11 protein-coding genes and 2 tRNA genes are annotated in these 12,113 nt (G+C 51.4%); 10 read left to right on the forward strand and 3 right to left on the reverse strand.

From position 1 onward, the window contains the following. Positions 1 to 219: 219 nt before the first annotated feature. Entirely contained in the window at positions 220 to 1,026 is an 807-nt protein-coding gene (locus ACX1CU_RS12290) for a C40 family peptidase (protein WP_459398603.1), read from the forward strand. Positions 1,027 to 1,235: 209 nt separating this feature from the next. Beyond that, entirely contained in the window at positions 1,236 to 1,814 is a 579-nt protein-coding gene (sodB, locus tag ACX1CU_RS12295) for a superoxide dismutase [Fe] (protein WP_459398604.1), read from the forward strand. A gap of 59 nt (positions 1,815 to 1,873) precedes the next feature. On the opposite strand, the gene cydH is transcribed toward sodB, so the two are convergent. Continuing rightward, a complete protein-coding gene (gene cydH / locus ACX1CU_RS12300) occupies positions 1,874 to 1,963 on the reverse strand; it encodes a cytochrome bd-I oxidase subunit CydH (protein ID WP_459398605.1) in 90 nt (29 codons plus the stop codon). A gap of 322 nt (positions 1,964 to 2,285) precedes the next feature. Between cydH and purR the strand changes: the two genes are divergently transcribed. Further along, positions 2,286 to 3,311, forward strand: coding sequence for an HTH-type transcriptional repressor PurR (gene purR / locus ACX1CU_RS12305; RefSeq protein WP_459398606.1), 1,026 nt, complete (start codon positions 2,286 to 2,288; stop codon positions 3,309 to 3,311). Here purR and punR read toward each other — a convergent pair. Then, positions 3,292 to 4,218, reverse strand: a complete 927-nt coding sequence (punR, locus tag ACX1CU_RS12310; RefSeq protein ID WP_459398607.1) for a DNA-binding transcriptional activator PunR — start codon at positions 4,216 to 4,218, stop codon at positions 3,292 to 3,294. The genes purR and punR overlap by 20 nt on opposite strands. Positions 4,219 to 4,332: 114 nt before the next feature. On the opposite strand from punR, the gene punC reads away from it, so the two are divergent. Both punC and cfa read left to right on the forward strand, forming a co-directional pair. After that, positions 4,333 to 5,550: a purine nucleoside transporter PunC gene (gene punC, locus ACX1CU_RS12315; protein ID WP_459398608.1), complete on the forward strand. Its 1,218-nt coding sequence runs from the start codon at positions 4,333 to 4,335 to the stop codon at positions 5,548 to 5,550. 339 nt (positions 5,551 to 5,889) lie between these two features. Further along, on the forward strand, positions 5,890 to 7,041 hold the full coding sequence (cfa, locus tag ACX1CU_RS12320; RefSeq protein ID WP_459398609.1) for a cyclopropane fatty acyl phospholipid synthase: 1,152 nt from the start codon (positions 5,890 to 5,892) through the stop codon (positions 7,039 to 7,041). A 69-nt stretch (positions 7,042 to 7,110) separates the two neighbouring features. On the opposite strand, the gene ACX1CU_RS12325 is transcribed toward cfa, so the two are convergent. Next, positions 7,111 to 7,761: a riboflavin synthase subunit alpha gene (locus ACX1CU_RS12325; RefSeq protein ID WP_459398610.1), complete on the reverse strand. Its 651-nt coding sequence runs from the start codon at positions 7,759 to 7,761 to the stop codon at positions 7,111 to 7,113. A 239-nt stretch (positions 7,762 to 8,000) separates the two neighbouring features. Here ACX1CU_RS12325 and ACX1CU_RS12330 point away from each other — a divergent pair, with 239 nt between their 5' ends. From ACX1CU_RS12330 to pykF, 5 genes are all read left to right on the forward strand, one after another. Next, positions 8,001 to 9,377 (forward strand): MATE family efflux transporter, encoded by a 1,377-nt coding sequence (locus ACX1CU_RS12330; protein ID WP_459398611.1) that lies wholly within the window; start codon positions 8,001 to 8,003, stop codon positions 9,375 to 9,377. A gap of 191 nt (positions 9,378 to 9,568) precedes the next feature. Next, positions 9,569 to 9,645 (forward strand) — tRNA-Val (locus ACX1CU_RS12335). Between the two features lie 20 nt (positions 9,646 to 9,665). After that, a tRNA-Val gene (locus ACX1CU_RS12340) sits at positions 9,666 to 9,742 on the forward strand. Between the two features lie 111 nt (positions 9,743 to 9,853). After that, positions 9,854 to 10,159, forward strand: a complete 306-nt coding sequence (locus tag ACX1CU_RS12345; RefSeq protein ID WP_459398612.1) for a cupin domain-containing protein — start codon at positions 9,854 to 9,856, stop codon at positions 10,157 to 10,159. A gap of 466 nt (positions 10,160 to 10,625) precedes the next feature. Beyond that, complete coding sequence (gene pykF / locus ACX1CU_RS12350) at positions 10,626 to 12,038, forward strand: pyruvate kinase PykF (protein ID WP_459398613.1); 1,413 nt, start codon at positions 10,626 to 10,628, stop codon at positions 12,036 to 12,038. Positions 12,039 to 12,113 lie beyond the last annotated feature (75 nt).

Here is a 12,113-nt window from a genome sequence, read left to right on the forward strand (position 1 = left end):
ATTTTCGCGGTTGGCACTGGATGAATAATAAGTCACACTCGGTTTATTGATGTTTTTTTATACATCAACTGATTGATTTTACATCATAAAAAATGCCATTAACGTTTTCTCACAATATGGATTACTATTTATGAGTTCTACGCTGTTTTATATGGCAAATTTCGGGAATACTGTAGCCCGTTAGATATCTTTTTCGAGGCCAAGGTTGGTAACATTGACATGCGTTTAATTATTACGCTTTTCATGCTGTTGTTCTCACAGCTGTTCTTCAATCTGGCGCACGCTGCGCCAAAGGCACATGTTTCTGCCGAGCAACGTAAGGGGCACGTTAATGAGGCCCGGCCTGACGATCGCAAGAAAAAGAAAGCGGATAAGGCCAGCAAAAAAGGAAAAGCCGTTGCGACTCAGAAAACAGCGAAAATAAAGTCACAGGCAGGGAAGAAAACCACACAGGTTAAATCAAAGAGTAAATCTACCCGCACTGCCAGCGTCAAAGTCACTCCGCCGAAAAAGGGTTACAAGAAAGGCTATGGTCGCCATCGTGAGCCGAATATGGCTACCGCGAAACTGGCCAAGAATGAAAAACCACTGAAACTCAGCCCTGCGCACAAAAAACGTTATCAGCATGCCAAACAAACGGCCATGGCCAAACTCATGAGCCAGATGGGCAAGCCTTACCAATGGGGCGGTTCTTCACCACACACCGGGTTTGACTGCAGCGGCCTGATTTATTACGCCTATAAAGACGTGGTGAAAATCAAAATGCCACGTACCGCCAATGAAATGTATCACCTGCGTGATGCCGCGCCGATCAAGAAAAGCGAGTTGGAAACCGGCGATCTGGTGTTCTTTCGCATCAATAACCGTGGTACTGCCGATCACGTTGGCGTTTATCTTGGTAACGGCAAGTTTATCCAGTCCCCGCGTACTGGCGAAGAAATCCGCGTCAGCCAGTTAGATAATGACTACTGGCAGAACCACTACATCGGCGCACGCCGTGTCGTCACGCCAAAAACTATCCGTTGATTTATTGCGGCTGAGACATAGCCTCAGCCGCCCTTTCCTGCCGATGCTTTAATCAATCAGCCGCTTAACATGCTTTAAACCTTTTTTTCACCCGGAAAGTTGTTAAGATTATTGTCCATAAAAAACACACAACAATTCTGTTTTCCTCCTTCAACCACCGGGTTGGAGGTTGTCGGAATAATAGTGCTGTATATAAAAAGGAGAAAGCAATGTCGTTTGAATTACCTGCATTACCGTATGAAAAAAACGCTCTCGAACCGCACATTTCTGCAGAAACCCTGGAATACCACTATGGTAAGCACCATAACACCTACGTGGTTAACCTGAACAACCTGGTGAAAGGCAGCGAGTTCGAAGGCAAAACCCTGGAAGAGATTGTCAAAACGTCTACCGGCGGCGTGTTTAACAACGCAGCACAGGTGTGGAACCACACCTTCTACTGGCATTGCCTGTCACCACAGGGTGGCGGCGAGCCAACGGGCGCAGTAGCCGCTGCGATCACCAAATCCTTCGGTTCTTTTGCTGCTTTTAAAGAGCAATTCACCGATGCCGCCGTGAAAAACTTCGGCGCGGGTTGGACCTGGCTGGTGAAAAAGGCGGATGGTACGCTGGCGATCGTTAGCACCTCAAACGCGGCAACCCCGCTGACCGGTGAAGACAAACCGCTGCTGACCGTTGACGTGTGGGAACATGCCTATTACATCGACTACCGCAATGCGCGTCCGAAATACCTGGAGAACTTCTGGGCATTGGTGAACTGGGCGTTCGTGGAAAAGAATCTGGCGTAATCGCTGGAGGTTGATAGCAAGGCGCAGCATGCTGCGCCTTTATTATTTCTTGGTATGAATCAGTTCAATGCGGCGATAAAACCGAAAACAATAATCATTGCTAAAGCACAAGCGGTGGTAATCAATGACATCTTCAAATTGGTATCCATAACGACTCCCTATCAGATTGGCTTCACTAAGCATAAAATCCACACGATTAATGCGTCAAATCATTTTCACACAGTTCGTGACTAAAATCTTGTTATCATTTCCCAAGTTATAATGCCGAATAGATCTTCCACTTTGCGTCAATTTGGGACAAAATCCGCAGTTCACAACTGCGTACCGGCAAAATGCCCCTCCTGTTTAAGCGGCTTACGAACTCAGCACTAAAAACTCAGCTTCCGCTTCTCTGGGGAGAGATCTACGCAGGCAAACGATTAACATCATACTTACATGCCATAACATGTGGGTTCAGGAGTCATTCTTTACATGGCAACGATTAAAGATGTCGCCAAACGCGCTGGCGTTTCCACCACCACCGTTTCGCACGTCATCAATAAGACGCGTTTCGTCGCCGAAGAAACAAAAGAGGCCGTTCGGGCTGCGATCAAAGAACTGCACTACTCCCCGAGCGCGGTCGCACGTAGCCTGAAGGTTAACCATACCAAATCGATCGGTTTGCTGGCGACCTCAAGTGAAGCGCCCTACTTTGCTGAAGTGATCGAGGCGGTAGAGAACAGCTGCTATAGCAAAGGCTATACCCTGATCCTTTGTAACTCGCACAATAACCTCGACAAACAGCGTGCCTACCTGGCGATGCTGGCGCAAAAGCGTGTTGATGGCCTGCTGGTAATGTGCTCGGAATACCCGGATGAGTTACTGGGCATGCTGGAGGATTATCGCAATATCCCCATGGTGGTGATGGATTGGGGTGCTGCACGCGGTGATTTTACCGATACCATTATCGATAACGCCTTTGAAGGCGGCTATCTGGCTGGCCGCTATCTGCTGGAGCGTGGCCACCGTGATATCGGGGCGATCCCTGGGCAGTTATCACGCAACACCGGCGGCGGCCGCCATCGTGGTTTCCTGAAGGCGCTGCAAGAGGCCAATGTTGAGGTGCGAGAAGAGTGGATCGTCCAAGGGGATTTTGAACCCGATTCGGGTTACAAGGCCATGCACCAGATCCTGTCGCAGAAACAGCGCCCTACTGCGGTATTTTGCGGGGGCGATATTATGGCAATGGGGGCGATCTGTGCCGCCGACGAACTGGGGCTGCGCGTCCCGCAGGATATTTCGGTGATCGGTTACGATAACGTGCGTAATGCGCGCTATTTCACCCCGGCGCTAACCACCATCCACCAGCCGAAAGAACGCCTGGGGGAAATGGCTTTCACCATGCTGCTGGATCGCATTATCAGCAAGCGTGAAGAATCCCAGGTGATTGAAGTACATCCAAAACTGATCGAACGCCGTTCCGTGGCCGATGGCCCATTTATCGATTATCGCCGCTAATCTCTTCGCTCAACCACTCCTGGTTGAGCGTTTCACTATCTCCTAGATACTCCAGTAGCCAGGCCATCGCCGGTGACTGTGCGTTCTGCTGCCAGGTCAGGCAGCAGGCACTGGCGGGAAACGGCTCCTGCAATTGCAATGCCACCAGTTCACCGCTTTGCACCAATGGCAGTACGCGATGCGCTGGCACCATGCCAACACACAACCCGCTGCGCAGGCAATCTACAGCGGAAACCCAGTCGGGTACGGTAAGCCGCCGCTGATTATCCAATGACCAAGTCACTCGCTTAGGCAAGTTGCGCGACGTATCCTCCAGCAACAGAGAGGGATATGGCCGCAGCTGATCGTTGCGCAGCAAACCGGTCAGGCTGGCCAGCGGATGTGACGCGCTAACGACACACAACCAGTTCATAAAACCCATATCGCGAAAGGCAAAGCCACCGCCCACCGGCACCGCACGCGTGGCACCGATCGCCATCTCGGCCCGGCCATCCACCAGCGCGTCCCACACGCCGTTGAACACTTCCGGTTGCACCACCAGTTCCACATCGGGGAAGTGGCGATAAAAATCCAGGACCAGTTGGCGGCTGCGCTGCGGCTTAACAATGATGTCCACCGCGATTTTTAGCTGCCCGCGCCAACCATTGGCCACCTGCTGACATTGACGACGCGTATCAAGCATTTTTTTGATAACAGTACGCGCTTCTTTTACAAACAGCACACCGGCAGGCGTCAGTTCAACATCACGATGGCGGCGTTCAAACAGCGGCACTGCCAGCCATTGCTCCAGTTGCCGCACGGTATAGCTTACCGCAGACGGCACACGGTGCAGCTCCTGTGCTGCCGCACTGAAACTGCCGGTGCGCGCTACCGCATCAACGACATCGAGTGAATATTCAGACCACATCTTGTTTTGCCTTCAATTTTTTTAACAGCACCTAGCAAATATTACCGTTTCACAAGCAGAGATCCAGCCGGATACACTGGCCGGCGCTAAAAAACCTGCAATAAGAAAATGTTAATGAGAAATACCATGCAAAATTTTGGATTTATGTTTTATCTCGCTGGCCTGAGTATGCTGGGCTATCTGGCCACCGACATGTATCTGCCCGCCTTTGGTGCCATGCAACAGGATTTGCAAATCTCCGCCGGTGCCATCAGCGCCAGCCTGAGTATCTTTCTGGCTGGCTTCGCCTTTGCCCAACTGGTGTGGGGGCCGCTTTCCGATAAGCTGGGCCGCAAACCGGTACTGCTGTTTGGCCTGGCGTTGTTTGCTCTCGGCTGCCTGGGGATGCTGTGGGTGCAAAATGCCGTGCAACTGTGGTCATTGCGTTTCATCCAGGCGATTGGGGTTTGTTCTGCCGCTGTAACCTGGCAGGCCATCGTGGTGGATCGCTATCGCGATGGCAAAGTTAACCGCATTTTCGCCACTATCATGCCATTGGTTGCGCTTTCTCCGGCACTGGCCCCGTTGGTCGGTGCCTGGCTGCTGAACCATATGGGCTGGCGAGCGATCTTTGCGGTGTTGCTGGGTATCGCTGTCTTGTTGTTCGTACCCACTTTGCTGCTGAAAGAGACGGCCAGAATCGTGCCCTCTGCCGATAAAAAGCCCGGCCTCAGCTTCCTGCAAATCCTGAAGTCTCCGGTTTTCAGCGGCAACGTGATGATCTTTGCCGCCTGTTCAGCCAGCTTCTTTGCCTGGCTGACCGGTTCGCCGTTTATTCTCGGCAATATGGGATACAGCCCGAATGATATTGGCCTGAGCTATGTACCACAGACGTTGGCCTTTTTACTCGGCGGCTACGGTTGTCGTACAGCATTGAACCGCATTTCAGGCAAAACCTTGTTACCGTGGCTACTGGTAGCTTATGGAGTCAGCATGGTGGCGTTGTATCTGGTCGCCACGTTAAGCCAACCGACCTTAACTAGCCTATTGATCCCATTCTGCTTTATGGCTTTGGTTAACGGTGCCAGTTATCCGATTCTGGTGACAAATGCGCTGATGCCGTTCCCTGATAACAGCGGTAAAGCCGCAGCCTTGCAGAATACCTTGCAATTAGGGTTGTGTTTTATCGCCAGTATGTTGGTTTCGGCATTCATCACCCAACCGCTGCTAGCAACGGTTACCGTGATGGTCGCTACAGTGGTTTTGGCCGCCTTAGGGTACATGATTCAGCGTGGGAAGGGAGAAGTTGATGGGCAGGTAACCCGCCAAGAACATGCTGACTCCATGTCATAATTGTCTTTATAAATAGTCACTTAATGAAAATTCCAGCCGAGCGCGATTTACTGTTGAGTATGCGCCTCGGCAAGCCTATACTCGAAGCCACCTTTCAAAATAACATCTATATAGAACTTTTATCGCAGTAACTATTGTGTACGCGAATGGCGTCACACTTTATTTAAGGAATCATTTTTCCGCGCCTTTTGCGCAGGGAGTCTCTTAAATTTCCTCTGTTCATAGTCGGATATCAGACACCACGGCGAAATTTTACCGTAGGTAAACATATGCCTCATTAGAAATTGTCTACGCTATTTTCTTGTGGGTCATAAGTCAGAAGAAGGTGATGGAGAAGCTATGAGTTCATCGTGTATAGAAGATCTGAGCATTCAAGATAACCAATGGTACCGTATCGCGCATGAAATGCTCGGCATGGCCGGTATTGAGATCAACGGTTCACGCCCTTTCGATATTCAGATTAAAAATCCCAATTTCTTTAAACGCGTCTTGCAGGAAGGCTCTTTGGGATTGGGCGAAAGCTATATGGATGGTTGGTGGGAGTGTGAACGGCTGGACGTTTTTTTTCAGCGCGTTGTCGCCGCCGGTCTTGAGAAAAAACTCCCCCGCAAACTGAAAGATACTCTGCGCATTGCTGCTGCCCGCCTGGGCAATCTGCAATCCAAGAAACGTGCCTGGATTGTCGGCAAAGAACATTACGATCTGGGTAACGACCTGTTCACCCTGATGCTTGATCCTTATATGCAATATTCCTGCGGCTACTGGAAAGAAGCCACCACGCTGGAAGACGCGCAAGAAGCCAAACTGCGTATGATTTGCGAAAAGCTGCATCTGCAACCCGGTATGCGCTTGCTGGATATCGGCTGTGGCTGGGGTGGGCTTTCGGCCTATGCGGCCAGGCATTACGGGGTTTCCGTGGTTGGCGTGACCATTTCAGCGGAACAGCAAAAGCTGGCTCAAGATCGCTGTGCAGGCCTGGATGTGGAGATTTTGCTGAAGGATTACCGCGATCTTCACCAGCAGTTTGACCGCATTGTCTCTGTCGGCATGTTCGAACACGTCGGCCCGAAAAATTACCGGACCTATTTCAAGGTGGTTGAACGTAATTTAAAACCCGATGGGATTTTCCTGCTGCACACCATCGGCTCAAATCAGACAGATATGAGTGTTGATCCGTGGATCAACAAATATATCTTTCCGAATGGTTGTCTGCCCTCGATGAAACATATCGCCCAAGCCAGTGAAGGGCGTTTTGTGATGGAGGATTGGCACAATATCGGCAGCGATTATGATCGCACCCTGATGGCCTGGTATGAACGCTTTCAACGGGCATGGCCACAGTTGACGGTGAACTATTCCGAACGCTTCGAGCGTATGTTCAGCTATTATCTGAACGCCTGCGCCGGTGCGTTTCGCGCCCGTGACATTCAACTGTGGCAGGTGGTATTCAGCCCAAAAGGCATCGAAGGCGGACTGCGTGTTCCGCGCTAAGAACAACACACGGGCTCACAGACAAACAACCCCGACATCACCGGGGTTGTTTTTGATACAGATAATAATTCAATCTTTTGGCAATAACGCATTTGCCGCTTCAATCGCGGCTTCGCGGCTGGCCAGCACGCGCTCAACAGTATCGACTACCGCCTGAGTCTGTGGGTCAATCTCGATATTCACTTTATCCCCCAGACGCCGTTTGCCCAAGGTGGTGCGTTCAAGCGTTTCCGGGATCAGATGCACACAGAAACGGTTGTTTATCACTTCACCAATGGTGAGGCTAATGCCGTCGATGCCAATGAACCCTTTATGCAGCACATATTTCATCAGATCGGCACTCGGCATGCGCAGCCAGATCTGGCGGTTATTTTCTGAGGTGTAAATTTTGGCAACTTCAGCGGTGCAAATAATATGGCCGGACATCAGGTGCCCGCCAATTTCATCATTGAACTTGGCGGCTCTCTCGATATTGACCACATCACCCTGCTTCAACTCACCAAGATTGGTCAAACGCAGGGTTTCTTTGATCAGATCAAAACTGACCTGGTTGCCTTTAATCTCGGTTACCGTCAGGCAGCAACCGTTATGGGCGACCGATGCACCCAGCGCCAACCCCGGCAGCAGTTCACTGGGCATTTCAACAATATGAGTACGAAAATTGGGTTTTTCATCGACGGCAACCAACCTAGCGGTGCCTTGCACAATACCGGTAAACATGTAGGCCTCTTCTTCTGAATGTGTTCAAAGCGCTACGCGCAGTTTGCCCCAGTTAAAGCAGAAAACCAAATTCACGACGGCAAAAAAACTGCGCTTGCGCATTTAATAACTATTTTGTCACAAGATTTGCTTAAGTACGCCGAGAAGGTACAATCTTTTCGACAAAATTCCGCTATTTTTTAATTGTTGCCCGCTGATGGTAACCCTCTCTTCATCATAAATAATAAAAAGGTGTATGCGTGCAGAAGTACTTCATTGAAGCGCGTAGTTTGTTGGCCCTGGCGATCCCGGTAATCATCGCGCAAATATCGCAAACTGCCATGGGCGTGGTCGATACCATTATGGCCGGTGCCTACAGCGCTACCGATATGGCCGCCGTGGCCGTTGGCACATCGATCTGGCTCCCGGCCATTCTGTTTGGTCACGGCCTGCTGTTGGCCCTGACTCCGGTGATTGCCCAACTGAACGGCGCAGGCCGCCGCGATCGCATTGCCCATCAGGTGCGCCAGGGCTTCTGGCTGGCGTCAGGGGTTTCGGTGCTGATTATCGTCGCCATCTACAACAGTAAATTGGTCATCGATATGATGCACGGCATCGATCCACAGTTGGCGGATAAAGCCGTTGGTTACCTACATGCCATTATGTGGGGAGCTCCCGGCTATCTGTTCTTCCAGGTGGTGCGTAACCAGTGTGAAGGGCTTTCAAAAACCAAGCCCGGCATGGTGATCGGCTTTATCGGTCTGCTGGTCAATATTCCCATTAACTACATTTTCATCTACGGCAAATTCGGCATGCCTGAGCTGGGCGGTGTCGGTTGCGGCGTCGCCACCGGTAGCGTGTATTGGATCATGTTCCTGCTGATGCGCTGGTATGCCAAACGCGCATCGTCGCAGCGTGATATCAAATTGGCAGTTGGCCAGCGTCGCGGGCCAGATTGGCAAACCCTGAAGCGCCTGATCGGCCTTGGCATGCCGGTCGCGCTGGCCCTGTTTTTTGAAGTGACGCTGTTTGCGGTCGTGGCGCTGTTGGTGTCACCACTGGGGATTGTCTCGGTTGCCGGGCACCAGATTGCCCTGAACTTCAGCGCGCTGATGTTTGTACTGCCGCTGTCGCTCGGCGTTGGTGCTACCATCCGCGTTGGCCACCGTTTGGGTGAACGGTCGGTGGAAGGCGCTCGGGTCGCGGCTTACTCAGCGATTGGCGTTGGTATTGCCATGGCGTGCTGTACCGCGCTGTTCACCACGGTTTTCAGGGAGCATATCGCCCTGCTGTACAACGACAGCCCGGCGGTGGTAGCCATGGCGTCACACCTGATGCTGCTGGCGGCTATTTACCAGATCTCCGACTCCGTGCAGGTGATCGGCAGCGGTATCCTGCGTGGCTACAAAGATACCCGCTCGATTTTCTACATCACCTTTGTCGCCTATTGGATCCTGGGGCTGCCCAGTGGCTATCTGCTGGCGCTGACGGACTATGTTGTTCCAGCAATGGGGCCAAGCGGTTTCTGGATTGGCTTTATCATCGGCCTGACCTTTGCCGCCATCATGATGGCATGGCGCATGCGCTGGCTACAGCGGCAACCCGCTGCGTTGATCCTGCAACGTTCCACCCGTTAAGGCTATTTGCCGGTCTGTGTTATGCAGACCGGCGAGTTCCCCATCAATCTTTGCAGAAAAAACCGCCTCGCTGTGCATAAGCTCAGCAATCGCGTGAAATACCGAATAAAATTGTGCTTTTCCCCTTGCCAGCAAGCGGGTAGCTCGTTAATATTCGTCCCCGCTGTCAGCCATGACAGACAGGAAAAGATGCGTCCGTAGCTCAGTTGGTTAGAGCACCACCTTGACATGGTGGGGGTCGATGGTTCGAGTCCATTCGGACGCACCAAATTCCTGTAGCAACTCAGTGCGTCCGTAGCTCAGTTGGTTAGAGCACCACCTTGACATGGTGGGGGTCGATGGTTCGAGTCCATTCGGACGCACCACTTCTTTTCAGGTATCTCCCTTTCTAGCCAAATTTCATCATCAGCAACGGTATTACAGCGATACTGCATCGGGTATCATGAACACAATACCGGTTAAAGGCAGCTTTTCTCATGTTGATATTTAAAGCTGAGACGCCGTTCGAGTGTCTCGACAATGGTCTTGCCCGCCGTGAAGGGCGAATGAGTGATCAAACGCCAGCAACGGAAGTGAAATTTACTGCCGGTGCCTTTGGCCAATTGCAAAAGCGGCCGTACCCACAGCAAATCCGTATCATTGCTGGTGAATTTGAATTTACCGTCGGTAATGATATTCACACCATTCTTGCTGGGGAAACGCTGCTGATCCCTGCCGCAACCCCATTTGGCTGCTTTTGCCTGGTTGCGGGTAGCCTGCTGGAAATTCCACAGCACGCTTGAATGACGCGAGTTTGTGAGCAGTAATCTCTATAAGGTTGTGATTTACCAATCAGTTTCCCTTCTGGCGCTCGTCAAATTGTTCACAGTAAGGTTATTTGCGCAACAAACCGCTACTGCTGATTTGCATTTGCGCCACATTTGCCCCTGTTTTGACTAAACCTGCCATACGCATCGGTTTTTTGTTTTGTTTCCCATCACAGAGCCCTTATAATGCGCAACGTCTTTCAGTTGAATGGTTTCAGCCCTTGATCTGCGAAAACGCAATAACGACAATTTCTCATCCCATCATTATGCGCAGCATACCCGCGCCTCAGCAGCGGCTGAATTTTTCCACATCATTTTTACTGTGGTCACCTATTCTTAACTATGTTTTGCACTACCAGGCACGCTTCAAATCCCTTACCGATGGCTCGGCCGCCGGTATCGTTCGTTTTATCATCCATCACAACTTGTAGAAAAAATCGTCATGAAAAAGACCAAAATTGTTTGTACCATCGGCCCAAAAACCGAATCGGAAGAAATGCTGACCAACCTGCTGAGCGCAGGTATGAACGTAATGCGCCTTAACTTTTCCCATGGCGATTACGAAGAACATGGCAACCGCATCAAGAACCTGCGCGCCGTACTGGCGAAAACCGGTAAAACCGCCGGTATCCTGCTGGATACCAAAGGCCCGGAAATCCGCACCATGAAATTGGAAGGAGGAACTGACGCCGCTCTGGTGGCTGGCCAGACTTTCACCTTTACCACCGACCAAAGCGTCATTGGCAATAAAGAACGTGTCGCAGTGACCTACCCTGGTTTCACGGCCGATCTGAAAGTGGGCAATACCGTGCTGGTGGATGATGGTTTGATCGGGATGCAAGTCACCGCCGTTACTGATAAAGAAGTGGTCTGTAAAGTGCTGAACAACGGCGATCTGGGTGAAAACAAAGGCGTTAATCTGCCAGGCGTTTCCATCCAACTGCCAGCACTGGCGGAAAAAGACAAACTCGACCTGATCTTCGGCTGCGAGCAAGGCGTGGACTTCGTTGCGGCTTCGTTCATCCGTAAACGCTCCGACGTGCTGGAAATCCGTGAACACCTGAAAGCGCACGGCGGCGAAAACATCCAGATCATCTCCAAAATTGAAAACCAGGAAGGCCTGAATAACTTCGACGAAATCCTCGAGGCTTCTGACGGCATCATGGTTGCTCGTGGTGACTTGGGTGTTGAGATCCCGGTTGAGGAAGTGATCTTCGCGCAGAAGATGATGATCGAAAAATGTAACCGTGCACGCAAAGTGGTGATCACCGCCACCCAGATGCTCGATTCGATGATCAAAAACCCGCGCCCTACCCGTGCTGAAGCCGGTGACGTAGCCAACGCCATTCTGGATGGTACCGATGCCGTGATGCTGTCCGGCGAAAGCGCCAAGGGCAAATATCCGCTGGAAGCCGTGACCATCATGGCGACCATCTGCGAACGTACCGACCGCGTGATGCCAAGCCGTATCGACACCCTGAACGACAGCCGCAAGCTGCGCATTACCGAAGCCGTCTGCCGTGGTGCTGTCGAAACCGCCGAAAAGCTGGATGCGCCGTTGATCGTGGTGGCAACCAGCGGTGGTAAGTCGGCCAAATCAGTGCGCAAATACTTCCCTAACGCCGTCATTCTGGCGCTGACCACCAATGAAATCACCGCACGCCAGTTGATCCTGAGCAAGGGCGTCGTGACCCAGATGGTGAAAGAAATCGCCTCTACCGATGATTTCTATCGCATCGGTAAAGAAGCGGCACTGGCCAGTGGACTGGCACAGAAAGGCGACGTCGTGGTGATGGTTTCCGGTGCTTTGGTACCGAGTGGCACCACCAATACGGCTTCGGTTCACGTACTGTAATTAATATACGTGACAATAAGTGCTCTGACTAAAACGCCGCTTTGCGGCGTTTTTTTATCCTTCGCCAACTGTTTT

It is taken from the genome of Serratia sp. D1N4, assembly GCF_054552755.1.